The organism is Streptomyces albospinus (assembly GCF_014648695.1).
Classification (GTDB): Bacteria; Actinomycetota; Actinomycetes; order Streptomycetales; family Streptomycetaceae; genus Streptomyces; species Streptomyces albospinus.
Genome location: NZ_BMRP01000022.1, coordinates 78750 through 92927 on the forward strand (window position 1 = coordinate 78750; position 14178 = coordinate 92927).

16 protein-coding genes are annotated in these 14178 nt (G+C 70.8%); 2 read left to right on the forward strand and 14 right to left on the reverse strand.

The features are described 5' to 3' along the window. Positions 1 to 28 precede the first annotated feature (28 nt). The 6 genes from IEZ17_RS26850 to IEZ17_RS26875 form a co-directional block, all read right to left on the reverse strand. On the reverse strand, positions 29 to 688 hold the full coding sequence (locus IEZ17_RS26850; protein WP_189304417.1) for a hypothetical protein: 660 nt from the start codon (positions 686 to 688) through the stop codon (positions 29 to 31). Then, positions 685 to 1446, reverse strand: coding sequence for an ATP-binding cassette domain-containing protein (locus IEZ17_RS26855; protein ID WP_308427706.1), 762 nt, complete (start codon positions 1444 to 1446; stop codon positions 685 to 687). The genes IEZ17_RS26850 and IEZ17_RS26855 overlap by 4 nt, the downstream gene beginning before the upstream one ends. Positions 1447 to 1583: 137 nt before the next feature. Then, positions 1584 to 1874: a transcriptional regulator gene (locus IEZ17_RS26860; RefSeq protein ID WP_229852679.1), complete on the reverse strand. Its 291-nt coding sequence runs from the start codon at positions 1872 to 1874 to the stop codon at positions 1584 to 1586. Between the two features lie 10 nt (positions 1875 to 1884). Further along, entirely contained in the window at positions 1885 to 2343 is a 459-nt protein-coding gene (locus IEZ17_RS26865; protein ID WP_189304419.1) for a hypothetical protein, read from the reverse strand. Positions 2344 to 2623: 280 nt separating this feature from the next. After that, on the reverse strand, positions 2624 to 4048 hold the full coding sequence (locus IEZ17_RS26870) for an alpha/beta hydrolase family protein (protein ID WP_189304421.1): 1425 nt from the start codon (positions 4046 to 4048) through the stop codon (positions 2624 to 2626). Positions 4049 to 4086: 38 nt separating this feature from the next. Beyond that, positions 4087 to 4650 carry a helix-turn-helix domain-containing protein gene (locus IEZ17_RS26875; RefSeq protein WP_189304423.1) on the reverse strand — a complete coding sequence of 188 codons (564 nt, stop codon included), beginning with the start codon at positions 4648 to 4650 and terminating at the stop codon, positions 4087 to 4089. A 227-nt stretch (positions 4651 to 4877) separates the two neighbouring features. Here IEZ17_RS26875 and IEZ17_RS26880 point away from each other — a divergent pair, with 227 nt between their 5' ends. Further along, positions 4878 to 5615, forward strand: coding sequence for an alpha/beta fold hydrolase (locus IEZ17_RS26880; RefSeq protein ID WP_189304425.1), 738 nt, complete (start codon positions 4878 to 4880; stop codon positions 5613 to 5615). 291 nt (positions 5616 to 5906) lie between these two features. On the opposite strand, the gene IEZ17_RS26885 is transcribed toward IEZ17_RS26880, so the two are convergent. The 3 genes from IEZ17_RS26885 to IEZ17_RS26895 form a co-directional block, all read right to left on the reverse strand. Beyond that, positions 5907 to 6302 carry a nuclear transport factor 2 family protein gene (locus tag IEZ17_RS26885; protein WP_189304427.1) on the reverse strand — a complete coding sequence of 132 codons (396 nt, stop codon included), beginning with the start codon at positions 6300 to 6302 and terminating at the stop codon, positions 5907 to 5909. Between the two features lie 749 nt (positions 6303 to 7051). Continuing rightward, positions 7052 to 7855, reverse strand: a complete 804-nt coding sequence (locus IEZ17_RS26890) for a hypothetical protein (protein WP_189304428.1) — start codon at positions 7853 to 7855, stop codon at positions 7052 to 7054. Then, positions 7856 to 8005: a hypothetical protein gene (locus IEZ17_RS26895; RefSeq protein WP_189304430.1), complete on the reverse strand. Its 150-nt coding sequence runs from the start codon at positions 8003 to 8005 to the stop codon at positions 7856 to 7858. Positions 8006 to 8070: 65 nt separating this feature from the next. Between IEZ17_RS26895 and IEZ17_RS26900 the strand changes: the two genes are divergently transcribed. Beyond that, positions 8071 to 8739: a phosphatase PAP2 family protein gene (locus IEZ17_RS26900; protein ID WP_189304432.1), complete on the forward strand. Its 669-nt coding sequence runs from the start codon at positions 8071 to 8073 to the stop codon at positions 8737 to 8739. 24 nt (positions 8740 to 8763) lie between these two features. Here IEZ17_RS26900 and IEZ17_RS26905 read toward each other — a convergent pair whose 3' ends face one another. From IEZ17_RS26905 to IEZ17_RS26925, 5 genes are read right to left on the reverse strand one after another with little or no spacing between them, the layout of a single operon-like run. Then, positions 8764 to 10098, reverse strand: coding sequence for a glutamate-1-semialdehyde 2,1-aminomutase (locus tag IEZ17_RS26905; protein ID WP_189304434.1), 1335 nt, complete (start codon positions 10096 to 10098; stop codon positions 8764 to 8766). A 7-nt stretch (positions 10099 to 10105) separates the two neighbouring features. After that, positions 10106 to 10657 carry a dTDP-4-dehydrorhamnose 3,5-epimerase gene (rfbC, locus tag IEZ17_RS26910; protein WP_189304496.1) on the reverse strand — a complete coding sequence of 184 codons (552 nt, stop codon included), beginning with the start codon at positions 10655 to 10657 and terminating at the stop codon, positions 10106 to 10108. Between the two features lie 11 nt (positions 10658 to 10668). Next, entirely contained in the window at positions 10669 to 11922 is a 1254-nt protein-coding gene (locus IEZ17_RS26915; protein ID WP_189304435.1) for a polysaccharide pyruvyl transferase family protein, read from the reverse strand. Continuing rightward, positions 11919 to 12866, reverse strand: coding sequence for a glycosyltransferase family 2 protein (locus IEZ17_RS26920; protein ID WP_189304437.1), 948 nt, complete (start codon positions 12864 to 12866; stop codon positions 11919 to 11921). The genes IEZ17_RS26915 and IEZ17_RS26920 overlap by 4 nt, the downstream gene beginning before the upstream one ends. Next, a complete protein-coding gene (locus IEZ17_RS26925) occupies positions 12863 to 14173 on the reverse strand; it encodes an MATE family efflux transporter (protein WP_373299947.1) in 1311 nt (436 codons plus the stop codon). The genes IEZ17_RS26920 and IEZ17_RS26925 overlap by 4 nt, the downstream gene beginning before the upstream one ends. Positions 14174 to 14178 lie beyond the last annotated feature (5 nt).

Here is a 14178-nt window from a genome sequence, read left to right on the forward strand (position 1 = left end):
GGCTGCCCCGGGCAGCCCGCCGAGAGCTTCATTCCTTGTGGGAGACGATGTACTGCGTGACAGCCGTGAACCCGGCCAGGATCACGGCGGCGATCGCGAGCATGCCGCCGGTGGGAGCCAGCAGCTTCGCCGAGTCGGGTGTCGTCGCCATCAGGTTGAAGAGCCGGTTGACCGGCGGCATGCCCTTGACGAAGAGCGTGACCATCACCAGTGCGAGGGCGGCCACCAGCGCGTACCCCTGTCGCCTGAAGACCAGCCGCGAGCAGAGTACTCCGATGGCGATGCCCACCAGTGCGCAGGTGAGCTGAGCTTCCAGGCCCAGGAGGAGGTCAACTGCGGTGACGACTTCGTAGTCCCCCACCCACAGCGGGAAGAACAGGCCGAAGACCATGAGGACCAGACAGCTCGTGAGTGCCGTGCCGATTGCCGCGAGCAGCACCTTGAGGGAACGGCCTGAACTGACGACGACGATGGCCCGCTGCGGCGCATCGTCCAAGCTCATCAGCGCGATGGTCAGCCACGTCGAGCCGACGAACAGGGCGCCGGCGGACGAGGCGTAGGCGGGGGGCAAGGGGCCACTGCCGTTGACGGTCAGCACGCCCATCAGCGCCGTGAACACAAGCACCGGTGCGAGGTACCGCTGGGTGTGCAGCGCGGTGGCGAACGTGTAGCGAATGAGCGCGATCACCGGATGCTTCCCTTCATGGTGGCCTTGGACAGGTGGTGGTCCTGCACCGATCTGCCCAACACCTGCATGACGGACCAACCGTGCCGCAGGGCGGTGAACAGCAGGGCGTCGGTCGCTTCGCGCTCCACTTGCACCGTGACGGCCGTCGCCGCGCGGCCTACCGCCAGGACGCCGGGCAGCCCCTCCCAGGCGAGGTCACGGGGCGCGGCACCGCTGTCAGGCACCGTGAAGGTGACGTCCACGGAGGGCCGGTGCGCGGTCGCCACCGTCTCCGGCTCGGACAGCGCGATCCTCCCCTTTGCGACGGTGTAGGTCCGGGAGGCGCGGGCCCGGGTGACCGACTCCCGGTGGTCGGTGAAGATCACCGTGCCTCCGGCGTCCGCCACCTCGGTCATGATCTCGGCCAGGACTCCGTGGGCATCGGCGTCCAACCCCGACCACGGCTCGTCCAGCACGAGCAACCCCGGCTCCACCAAGAGGGCTTGGGCGAGTGCGACCTTCTGGGCGTTGCCCTTCGACAGGCTGCGAGGCGGCGCGCTCTTGCCACCCACCAGGGTCAGCCGGTCCAGCAGTCGATGGGCCCGTGACACGGCGGCCGAGGTCGTCAGCCCGCGGACGCGCCCCATGTGCGTCAGGTACGCCAGTGCCGACATGCGTTCGTCGGGAGAGAAGCGGTCGGGGACGTATCCGACGACCGGCGGCCGATCGGTTACCGCGCCGCGAGTCGGCTTGGACAGGCCGACCGCTATCCGCAGCAGTGTCGACTTCCCGAACCGTTCCCGCCGGTGAACGCCACGACCTCGCCCTCAGGAGCCTCCACATCGACGTCTGTGAGGATCCAGTTCCCCCTGCCGTAGCGCTTACTCACTGCTTCAAGACGTAACAAGCCGACTCCTCAACGGGCATGGCGGTGTCCAGTCGTGTGCAGGCCCGCTGCTGCCACGATCCTCTCCAGGGCCGAGGCGTGCCGCTGAAGTGCCTGCCGCCCCTGTGCGGTGAGCTGAAGGTGGGTGTGGCGTCCGGTGTGGTTCCGTGTTTTGCGTACTTCCACATAGCCGGCGTCTGCCAGCGTCGCGACCTGTTTGGACAGGGTCGAGTCGTTAGTGCCGACGGCATCGCGCACGAAGCCGAACTCCACCCAGTCGGCCGGAGCCGGCAGCGCGACGACCGGCAACCGGGCCTGCACGTACAGGAATTCATCGACGTCCGGTCCAGCAGCCCTGGTCGTCCCTCCTGGCGACCCGCTCGACGACGGGGCGGGTCGCGTACGTGGCCACCCATGTCGCCACGGCGGCGACAGCTGCGGCGGGCACGGAAGGAATCGGCAGGTGGACCAGGCAGGCGACGATCAGTGACGCGACGAGGACCGCGATGACAACTGCCGCCACCGACAGGCTGAACAGCGCCCCCGCGACGGAGGTCTTCTTGTGCACGCGTGCCTGGCGGCACTGCACGACCAGCCCGCCCACGATCAGGCCGCCGCCCACCAGCCTGGCGACAAGGCTCCAGGGGCTCGGCAGATCGTTGGACGATCCCACGGCGAACACGACAAGTGCCGCGATGAGACCGTAGGCGCCGGAGGAGGCGTGGCGCACGTTCTCGGCACGGGACCGTTCCCGGCGTTGGTGTACGTGCGTCGAGTGCGGCCTGCGCATCGTAGGAGGTCATGAGCGTCCCTGGCCGAGTGGCCGTCCGGGTGTTCTCCCGTGGGGAAAGTACCACCTTCTTTCCTTGTGGGAAAGAAGGTGGCTGATGTGTGGGCCGCGCGGAACACCCGCTTGGTGACCTGAGTTGGGAAAATACTTCGGCAGGTCCAGCATCACTGCCCACCGGCATCGCGCCTGCCCTCCTGGACAGTCCCTGCCAGGGTCTGTCTCCAGTCGTGATCGATGGGCGTTCAGGAGGCTGCTGGAGTCGTAGCGGGGACGAGGGCCGTCACGCAGCGACACCCCACCACACCGCCCACGGTACGAACCCGACCGCGGCCAGTCCGACCGGGGCCAGACGCAGCCAGACCGCCCAGCTCGGCGCCGGCCGTCGGCGCCGGAGTGCGGCGGCCGAGACACAGGCGGACACCACCACGGCGACGGCGAGCCCCTGCACCACCAGCCACAAAGCCGGACGGCCCCACACCACGGGTGCCGCCGCACCGTTCCCCGCCACGAAGACGGCGAGCGGACAGGCCACCGTCGCCACGACGGCCAGCAGGCCGAGTCCGGCCAACCACCGCACCGGGCGCAGGACTGGGCCCCGGCGCAGGAGGGCACTCACCGGATAGGCGGCGAAGCCGAGGAGCAGCAGCGCCGGGGCCAGCCAGACGTACCAGGCGTGGCCCGGAACGGGTGTGGTGGCGAGTGCCTGCTCGGGTGCGAGGGCGGCGCTCGACGCCGGCGGGCGGCCGGCGGCCACGGCCTGCACCCATGAGGTCATGGTCTGCGCATAGCGCGGGGCCAACTCCCCAAGCCTCTTACCGTGGAAGAGCGGGCCGCCGATCCGGTCGAACCCGTCCGACGTGCGGTGCCCGTTGTGCGCACCGCCGGCGACGAAGCCGATGACGGCGTGCCGGTTGCCCGCCCGGGCCAGGGCCTCGCGGAAGATCCGCGCGCTCTCCCGGGGCGGTACCTGCATGTCGTGCTCGCCCCACAGCGCCAGCACCGGCGTTCGGTGGAGCCGCTCCAGCACCGGCAAGGGGTCGTAGCCGGCCGCGGGGAACAGACCGGTCGAGCCCATGAGTTGGGCGGCCGGGCCGGCCACGGTGCGGCGGAACGGTCCGCCCACCCCCTGGTGGTGCAGGTGCGTGATGAGGTTCCATGCCTGGCTGCGCAGCGTGTCGTAGCCGGACCCGCCGATGGTGACGACGAATGCGACGTCGGTCGAGCGCGACGCGGCCAGCGGCGCCACCCAGCCCCCCTCGCTGAACCCCCACAGCCCGACCTGGCGTGGGTTCACCCCGTTCCTGGACTGCAACAACCGCACTCCGGCAAGCGCGTCGTCGGCCAGTAGGCCGAAGTCTCGATGGAGCCGGGAGTAGCCGACGGTCCGCTTGTCGTAGACGAGCGTGGTGATCCCGGCCCGGGCGAACGCCTCGGCCTCCTGCCGGTACTCGTCCCGGGGCCCGGAGCCCGAGCCGCCGACGAGTACGATGCCAGGTTCCGCGCCGGGTGCTCCGTCCTTGCTGAGGACGGCGCCGTGCAGGACGAGCCCACCGCCGCCCCGGAAGGTGACCTCCTGGCGGACCGGCCCGTCCCCGCGGGCGTACGCCATTGGCGCGGCCAGCAGGAGGAGGGTGCCGGCCAACACCCCGGACAAGACGGCCAGTACGGCGCGTATCAGTGATGCGGACGGAGCCGAGAGCAGCACGGCGTGCATCCCCCTTCGTTGTCGGTCGGGCCGCGCGGTCAGTCGGTCTCGGGAATTCCGAGCAGCCGGACGAGCACGGTCCGCGCCTCGGGCGCATTCCCTCGTTCCGGGGCCGAGTACCGGTAGAGGAGCGCGATGTACTCCTCGAAGAACGCGCGGAGTTGGTCGGGGTCGACCCGGAGCGTGGCGCGCGAGAAGAGCGCCGCGTCGGCCCAGGGCCCCAGCGAGTCGCGCGCCTCCTCGAACCGCCGGGCGGAGTCGATCAGTTCGGCGAGGTTGAGCCGATGCATCTCGGTCAGTGCCTCACGCATCTCCGGCGTCTGTCGACTGTACGGCGGGAACCGCCGGTCCCCCCGCACCGCCCGCCACCACCGCTCCCGCCCCTTCGCCAGCTCCGGGACCTCCTCGACGAAGCCGTGCTTGGCCAGCTGCCGCAGGTGGTAGCTGACCAGCCCCGTGCTCTCGCCCAACTCGCGTGCGAGCGCAGCAGAGTTGGCCGGTCCCCGGCGCAGGCATTGCTCGATCTTCTGCCGCATCGGGTGCGCGAAGGCGCGCAGCGCCTCGACATCGGTGATCTCTTGGGCAGGCGGTTGTTCGGCCATGCCGGAAGGCTATGAGTTGCAAAGGGTAGTTGCAAGGGGTCCTTGCAACTCTTGAGTGCGGACCGAGCCGCCACCTCACCGCACATCGTCGACGAAGTCTCCCGTGGCGGCGTTTCGAACCACTCAGAAAGAGGCCGTCGCCCCCCGGAATCTAGGACAGCCGGTGTCCGCCATCGCGCCTAGCCTGGCGTCCAACACAGCAGGGCACGCACGAAATGAGAGTGGCCATGGCGGAGATCGTTCTGGTTCCCGGGTTCTGGCTCGGGGCGTGGGCATGGGAAGAAGTGACACCGGAGCTGAGGGCGGCGGGACACGAGGTCCACCCGCTCACGCTGACCGGCCTGGCCGACCGGGCAGCCGAGGCCACGCCCGATGTGGATGTCTACACACATAGAGATGACATCGTCCGCCTCATCGAAGACAACGGTCTGCGGGATGTGGTGTTGGTAGGGCACAGCGGAGCAAACCTGCCGGTCACCGGCGCCGCAGACCGGATCCCGGAGCGGATCGCACGCATCGTGTATGTGGACGCCGGACCGTTGCCCGGCGGCATGGCTCTGATCGACTTCAACAAGCCCCAGACGCAGGAGGAGTGGCGCAAGCAGGTCGCGGAAAAGGGGGACGGCTGGCAGCTGCCGGTACCGCCGTTCGACCCGGCAGCGGATCCGGACAACCTGGCAGATCTCACCAGCGAACAACTCGCGCGCATAGTCAAGTTGGCCACACCTCAGCCGTTCGCGACCGCCACTCGCCCCCTGAACCGGCCCACGGTGCTGCCGGACGTGCACTGCTCGGTGATCGCGTCAACGTTCACTCCCGAACAGGTGCGCATGCTGGCCGCCAGCGGCAACGCAGTCTTCGAGCCGATGGCCGGAATGGACCTGCGCCACCTGCCAACCGGGCACTGGCCGATGTTCTCCCGTCCGATCGAACTGGCATCGCTGCTGGACGAGATCGCTCGCTGACCAGGGCTACGCTCGTCACGAGCTCACCTGGAGCTTTCCTGGCAGCCGCGCGATTCGCGCCAGGACCATCAGGCCGTCCGTACGATCCGTCGGACACTGCCTGGTTCAGCGGAGGAGCCGCGAGCGATCGGCCCTGCTGGGGCCACGCAACGGGGTGCTGGTCGTCCACACTCTGCTCCGGCAAGACGAGATCCGTGAACCGGGTGACCTCGCTCCCGCGGCGCCGGTCACGGACCGGGAGCTGGAGCTCGCCTACGTGTGGTGTTGACTCCAGCAACGGCCATGTCGGTCTTACGAGGCCGCCCCGGCGGGCGCCAACGCGGCCTGCATGGCCACTCCGTCGACATAGGAGTGCTTCTCCTTCACCGCCCCGTTCTCGACCAGGACGAAGTCCGCGAGGTCGATGTCGACCGCGACCCCGGCCGCGGACGTCCCGCTCAGCTTCCACTGGACGACCCAGAAGTCCTCCCCGACGCGGAGCGAGACGAGGTCGAACGCCAGGTCGGGGACGAGCTTGAACAGTCCGGCCGCCGCCTCACGGATGGCAGCCGGCCCCCGCACGGGGTCCTGGCCCGAGTGCAGATGGAACACGGAGTCGGCTGTGTGGAGTCCGGCGATCCGGTCAGGGTCGAGGGACTCCCAGCACGCGTGGTAGCGCTCGAACAGATCGCGGGTGGCAGCGGTCATGGTCTGGCCTCCGGTCCATGGATGAACAGGCTTACTGCATACGGCACTTCGATCGGCCGTGGGCAAGATCTTCCGCGACGAGGGTCAATGCTGTCCATGGCCGGCCTCACAGGCCCGAAGGGGCAACGGCGGCGGCGGACGAATGGGCGTACCCGTCCCGTCGCCCCTGCTGGACCAGCCCTCTGCCGAGGCCACCTCGTTCGGGCAGCTCATCCCCGTCCCACCGACCGCACGCCGACCCGCAAGGCAGCAGCGTTTCCCCCTTCTTCTGCCCGCCCTCGAAACGTTCCACAGCCTGGAGTCGTCACCGCTCCCGCGCGACTCTCTCGGCGTCGGTCGGCCCGCCGCCCCGCGCGTAGCTCACGCATCGGCGCCACCCGCGCTGACAGCCCGCTGCCAGGCAACGACCCAGAGAACACCCGATCAAGTTCAGTACAAGAGGGAAGCTCGCCTCATAATGCCATCTGGAACATATCTGGCGGCCATGGTGCAGGCGTCAACGGCGGAACCGGGGACCAAGTCGTGAGCAATACAGAGCTCCCGAACGGTTATCTTCACGGCTCCTCGACCTCTCACAACACCGACTTGAACAACTTGTCCGTGAACTCGTCCGCCACGTTTGTGGTCTCCGCAAACGGGAACTATCAGTTGCTGCCGACGGCAGCAGCGATCAACGCGGGAAAGGTTGATCCGCCGATCACTGATGGATATGTGGGATCGGCGCCCGACCTGGGAGCGTACGAGTACCCTCAGAGCTGGACTGCGGGCTGGAATTCTGTAAGAGAGGGAATCGAGGCTGCAACGTCCACTCGCCAGACCGGTACCACGAGGATCAGCGGAAGAACGGGCACCGTGGTGGGCAATCCGGATTCCGGGAACTGGTTGAAGTACAGCGGTATTGACTTCAGCGTCGGTGGAAGTACCCCGCTGACGTTCAAGGCGAGCCTCTCCGTTGACCCGGCGCCCCACCCGGTGCCGATCCCCAACGCTTCCGGGCGGGGCAGGAGGTCGCAGGGGGGCGGCGAGCCGGATTGTTGGTTAGGCTGACAACCAGCGGCTGATCCCGATGCCTTGGCCAAGACGACGGCCAGGCTTGCGAGTTCGGGGCTGCACAGCTGACGGCTCCCGCGGCGTCGTACAGGCCGGGAGCGGGTGTCCGCGGGGCGGTCATGGTCGCTGGAGGGTGGGTCGGACACGACGGGGGGCTCGCGTTGGATCGCCTGGCCGGAGCGGACCTGGTAGTTGGCCCAGCCCAGTTCGTGCTTGACGGGTTCGTCATCTCGCTCGGTCCGGCCGCGCAGCCCGTACAGGCTGACGACCCCGGCCATGTCGGCGGGCGGCAGCGGGCAGTTCTTGCGGGGCTCGACCGTCGCCACGTAAGGCGTTGCGGCGCGGTCGGGTTCGGCAATGAAGTGCGGGCTTTCGTTGGGGCCGTAGAAGCAGTCGGCGACCGGCGCCCGAATCGCGATGCCCTTGGCGCGGGCCCGGGCGGTGGTGGCCGTGGCGATGCCGTTTCCGAGCTGCCCGCGGGAGCCGGGGTACTGACGGGACACCTAGGCCGTGGTGAGCCCGGACTCGCGGGCACCGGAGCCGTCCGAAGACAACGCCCCGCCGTCGTGGGGCGCGGTCACCGGCTCCGCCGACGCGGTCGGCTTGTTGTCGCGGTTCCGCGGCGCCAGCGGGGCGGCGACGCGATCCCGCAACGCCCGACGCTGCGCACGGCAGACAAGAAGGTCAGCACCGCAGGGCGACCGGACGCGGTGGGCGTGTGACCGGCCGGCCGGCGCCCGCGGTGCTGTCCCCCTCGCTGCGCGCGTGGCTCGGGCTGGTTGCGGCCCTCGCCGCGCTGGTGGTCGTCGTGCTCGGGGTCCTGTATGCCGACGACGGCAAGCCCGGCATGGTGGATGCGTGGATCTGGGCGGCGGTGGACGGTGTGGGGCCGTCATGGCGGTATGTCGCCCTGGCGATGGATTTCTTGGGGGAGCCCGTAGGAGCGGCGACGTTGGTCGTGGCCACCGTGACGGGCTGCCTGCTGCTTCGGCGTCCTCGCGCAGCGGTGTTCGTGGTGGCCGGGGCCGGCATGACCGTGGGGGCGGTGACGCTGCTCAAGTCCCTGGTGGGACGCACCATCCACGGCGACAATCTGTCCTACCCGAGCGGCCACACCGCCTTCTTCACCGCGCTCTGCCTCGTGGTGGCGCTGCTCGCGACCGGCCGGCTCGGCCTCGGCAGGGCGGCCGGCACACTGCTCGTGCTCGCCGCGGCGCTGGTTGCCGGAGCCGCCATGGGATGGGCGCAGGTCGCCCTGGGCGCGCACTACCCGACCGACGTCCTCGGCGGCTGGTGCACCGCGCTGGCGGTGATGCCGGCGACCGCGTGGCTGGTCGACCGGACAGCCGACTGGCTGGCCGACCGGATGGCCGACGCCGGTCGGTAGGAGCGTCGCTGACGTCACGTCACGTCACGCCAAGCGGCGGAATACGGGCTTCACCGGCCGCCCGGCCAGCCAGGGGGTGGGGTCAGCGGCGTCCAGTGCCTTCCGGTACACCGCACATGCCTGGGCCACCACATCGACGGTGCGGTCGATGTCGGCGTCGCCGAGCGCGCTGCTCACCACGAACGACGGGGCCAGCACCCCGCCCGCGAGGAGCCGGCGCAGGAACAGGGTGCGGTACTGCTGCGACGGCTGCCGGTTCTCGTCGAGGGTGGCGAAGACCAGGTTGCTGGCCCGACCCCGGACGACGAAGTGGTCGCCGACGCCCATGCTCGCCGCGGCGTCGCGCACACCGGCGGCCAACCGCTCGCCGAGGGCGTGCAGCCGCGCGGTGATCCCCTCCTCGGTGTAGATGGTCTGCACGGCCATCGCGGCTGCCAGGGAGTGCGTTTCCGCACCGTGCGTGGTGGACAGCAGGAACACCCGGTCGCGGGAGTGACGCAGCCCGCCCCGCTCCATCAGGTCGCGGCGCCCGGCCAGCGCGGAGACGGCGAACCCGTTGCCCAGCGCCTTGCCGAACGTGGAGAGGTCGGGGACGACGCCGTACAGGCCCTGGGCGCCCGCCTCGGACCAGCGGAAACCGGTGATCATCTCGTCGAAGATCAGTACGCAGCCGTGCCGGTCGGCCAGCTCGCGCAGGGCGGCGAGGTACCCGGGCGCCGGTTCGGTGTGGCCGGCAGGTTCGAGGATCAGGCAGGCGATCTCGTCCTGGTACCGGGTGAGCAGCTCCTGTGTGGCGGCCAGGTCCCCGTAAGGGAACGCCACGGTGAGCTCGGTGGTCGACGCCGGAATGCCGGCGGACATCGGAGTGGTGCCGATGAACCAGTCGTCGACGGAGAAGAACGGATGGTCGCCGCAGACGGCCACCCGCGGGCGCCCGGTGACGGCGCGGGCGAGGCGCACCGCGGCGGTGGTGGCGTCGGAGCCGTTCTTCGTGAACTTCACCATCTCGGCGGTGGGCACGGTGGCCAGGAAGCGTTCCGCGGCCTCGACCTCCACGATGGACGGCCGGACGAAGTTGCTGCCGCGGTCGAGTTCCCGCCGCACCGCCTCGATCACGCGCGGGTGGGCGTGGCCGAGGCTGACCGACCGCAGGCCGGAGCCGTACTCGATGTAGCGGTTGCCGTCGATGTCCCATACATGGGCACCGCGGCCGTGGCTGATGACCGGGGCGAGGTTCTCGGGGTACTGGTCGTCGCCCTTGGCGTAGGTGTGCGCGCCCCCGGGGACCAGGGCGTGCAGCCGCTCGTTCGCCTGCCGCGACCGGGGCAGGCTGAGCTCTTCGGTGTCTTCGGTGGCCACGCCGACCTCAACTCTCTCTGTGCTGAAGGACCTTGGCGAGGCTCGGCGCCTCCCGGTCCCGCTGGGACATCGATGTGACCGGCAGCGGCCAGGGAATGGCGAGCTCCGGGTCGTCGAAGGCGATCGTCACGTCCTCGGCCGGATCGTGCGGGCGGTCGATCCGGTACGAGGTGTCGGCGGTTTCGGTCAGCGCCTGGAAGCCGTGCGCGCACCCCGCCGGGATGTACAGGGTCACCTGCGTCTCGCCGGACAGCTCGAAGGAGGCCCGGTTGCGGTAGGTCGGCGAGTCCGTCCGCAGGTCCACGACGACGTCGAAGATCCTCCCGTACGAGCACCGCACCAGCTTGGCCTCGCCGGCGCCGGAGCGCAGGTGCAGGCCGCGCAGCACGCCCCGGACAGAGCGGGACACGCTGTCCTGGATGAAGGCGTCCGGGTCGAGGCCGACCGAGCGGACCACGTCCGCGTCGAAGGTGCGGCAGAAGAAGCCGCGTTCGTCGGCGTACGGCGTCGGTTCGAACAGGTACGCGCCGGCTATCGCCGGGACTTCGGTGGCTTTCATTCCGGTCGCATTCATGGAGCCTCCCGCAAGGCGTGGGCGTGGGCGTGAACGTGGTCGGTCGCCGGGAACAGGGCCGCGGTCAAGTCGGCGAACTGGTGCTTGAGTTGCCGGGCGGCGACCAGGTTCCGTTCGGTGAGGGTCCGCCGCAGCTCCGCCGATCGCTGCTCCAGCGCCCGGAACTGCTGGAGCAGCCGGCCGGCGTCGACCTCGCGGGCCGGGTGGCAGTACGCGCCAAGACCCATCTGCGCCATGAGCGCGTCGCTCTTCGCCGCGTAGCTGAGTGCGAGCGTCGGCGTGCCGACCTTCAGCGCGCAGATCAGGTTGTGGTACCGGGTCGCCACCACGGTGTCGGCAGCCGCCATCTCCTTCATCAGGTCGGCCAGCGAGCCCGCCTCGGCGGCGGTGACCAGCGGCGAGTCCACCGCGTCGAGGAGCGCGGCGACCACCGGCGCATCGCACTCGTCGCCGGTGAGCAGCCGGACCGGCCTGCCGTCCTCGACCAGCGCGCGGACGAAGCGAGTTGTCCCGTCGAGGTAGCGCCGGTGGATCTCCTCGGCCCGGGCGCGGTCGTCGTTGCCGCCGTGGAAGTCCATGACACCGACGCAGACCGGGCCCGGCGGGACGGAAGGCCTGTCGGGTCCGCTCGCCCGCGGCGTCGGCAGGGCGAAGGCGAGGTCCGGGTAGACCTCGTCGCGCGCGGTGTCCACGCCCATCTCCCGTATCGCGTCGCGGGATGGGGCGTCCCGGTACGAACGGTAGGTGGCCAGCCGCGCCGACCAGCGCACCAGGGCTCGGGTCGGCCGGTTGCCGATCGGGGCGGCGCCGACGCCGACCAGGGCGACCCGGGTGCCGAACAACCGGCCGGTCGCGCAGAGCAGGAACAGCGAGTACGGGAAGCCCCACGGCCGCAGCGGCAGCGTCGCCTCCAGGACGCCCATGCCCGGCACGATCACCACGTCGTGCCGCCGCACCCAGGCAGCGGTGCGGACGGCGTCGACGAGTTTGCCCAGCCCCTTCGCCGCGATCGCGCCCGCCCGCGACGCGGTGCGGTACTCCCCGCGGTACCAGTGCAGCCGCGTCGCGGGGATCCGGTACCGGGTCGCGACGACCTCGGGCCCGCCGCACAGCGCGTCCACGACTGCCGCCGGGTGCTCGGCGCTGAGGTACCCGAGCACGGCGTCGAGCGACCCGTCGTTGCCGAGGTTGCCGGAGCCGAGCAGGCCGAACACCCCGACGCGCACCGGAGTTTCGTCCGCGGACGTCATGCCTGCCTCCCCTCTCGGCCGGCGACGAGGGCGTCGACGGAGACGGTGAGCCGGCCCGGGGCGACCGGGGCGCGGTCCTCGACCCGCTCGCCGGCGCCCGGCCGGACCCGGCTGGTCATCCATGCGGCCAGGTGGCGGAAGCACGCGCGCCGGTCGGCCGGGGACAACGGCGCCCGCCGGACCGCCGAGACGAAGCCCCAGACGTACTCGGCGAGCAGCCGGGGCGTCGGGTGCAGCGGGCTCGCCCGGCGCGGGTCCAGGTTGACGCACCGGGAGCGCTTGGAAGGGTTCGCCCGCTCGGCGCGGGTGGGGTGGTCGCGGCGGAAGTACAGCAGCTCCGGTACCTGGTGGAAGGGCCCGTGCAGGACGATCTCGGCGACGAAGGTGCGGTCGGCGTGGTGGTAGCTGTCGTGCGGCTTCACCCGGCGCAGCACGTCGGCCCGCATCACCCCGTAGAAGTCGTCGCCACCGGGCTCGAACAGGAAGCTGCGGAAGCGCTCCGGCGCATGCGGTGAGTCGGTGGCGAGCCCGTACTCGTACGGGACCTTCACCTGGCCGTCGCCGTCGATGACCGCCTGGCCGGAGTGCGCGAGGATCACGTCCGGCCGCTCGTCCAGCGCCTGAACGCAGCGCCGCAGCAGGTCCCGGGCGTACAGGTCGTCGTGCGAGGCCCACTTGAACAGCTCGCCGCGGCACTCGGTGAATACATGGTTGTGGTTCGGCGCGGCGCCGATGTTCCGGGGCAGCCGGAGGTACCGGATGCGCGAGTCCTGTGCGGCGTACTTGCGGCAGATGTCCTGTGTCCCGTCGGTCGAGGCGTTGTCGGAGATGACCAGCTCGAAGTCCTCGTAGGTCTGGCCGAGCAGGGCGTCGAGCGACTCGGCGAGGTACTCCTCGCCGTTGTAGACGGGCAGGCCGATGCTCAACCGGGGATGGGCGGTCATGGTGTCCTCACTTCGGGGAGGGGGTTGTGGTGGTGCTCGCGCAGGGCGGACCGCAGTTGCAGCCACCACACGGCCGAGCCGCAGAAGGTCGCGGCGGCGACGCCCCGGGCCGAGCCGACCGTGCCGGCCACGGCCGCCCCGCCGAGCCCGCCGATCACGTAGCAGGCGGAGGCGAACAGCTGGCAGCGCAGGCTGCGCCGCGCCGCGGCGAGCGCGCGCAGCCCGGCCGCCGCGCCGGTGCCGAGGCCGGCGCCCGCGACGCCGAGCGTGACCGGCACGATGAGCTGCGAGGCGGAGTGCCAGACGTCGCCGAGCGCGAGCTCGCCGACCCGGTCCGGCATCAGCAGCAGCGCCCCGCCCCAGAGCAGCGCGGCGACGGCCTGCCCGCCGCCCAGCACGAGGCAGAACGGGCCGAGGCGGTGCGGGGCCCGCCGCAGCACCCGTGCCGCTTCCGCGACGGTGACCAGCGAAAGACCCATCAGCACCGCCATGAACGGGCCGAGCAGGAGCTCGGCGCCCCGGACCACACCCACCGCGCTGACCCCGACGATCGCGCCGAGCCCGTACGCCCGCAGCTGGCTCGCGCCGCTGACGCCGACGTTCTCGGCCAGGTACCGGTAGCCGAGGTCGCGGTGCTCGCGAAGCCACTCGCGCGCTCCGGTCGTCCGGGGCCGGATCCCGGACTGGAAGCAGCCGTACACCGCGGCCACCGCGGCGGACCCGCCCCAGGCGAGTACGAAAGCGGCCACGCTGCCCACGCGGGCCGCCAGCACCATGGCCGGGACGAGCGCGACGCCCCACACCAGGTCGTTGACGAACGCCTTCCGCCCGGTGCCGGCGGCGAAGAACGCGTACCGCCAGGCGTCCTGTACCAGCAGCCCCGGCAGCATGACGCCGAGGCAGGCGAACGCGGGCCCCACCCGGCCGCCGAGAGCAGGACCGGCCACCAGACACGCCGCGCCGATGGCGGCGCCGACGCCGAGCGCGGTGCCCGACGACCGGGCCACCGCCCCGCGCCAGGATGCGTCCGGCACGCCGCTGAAGCGCACCACGAGCGGGTCGGTGGCCAGCCCGCGGGAGACGCTGAGCACCACTCCGTAGGTCACCCAGGCCAGGCTGAACACGCCGAACGCGGTCAGCCCGAGCGAGCGGGCCACGTAGATCCCCACCGCGAAGTTGGACACGCTGGAGGCCGCCTGGTCGGCCAGTCCCCAGGACAGCCGGCCGACGACGGCCCGCTTGGCGGTCCGCCGGGCGTTACTGGCCGAGCCCGCCGATGCCGTCGTCTTCTCCCTCTCGGTGGTCATCGGCG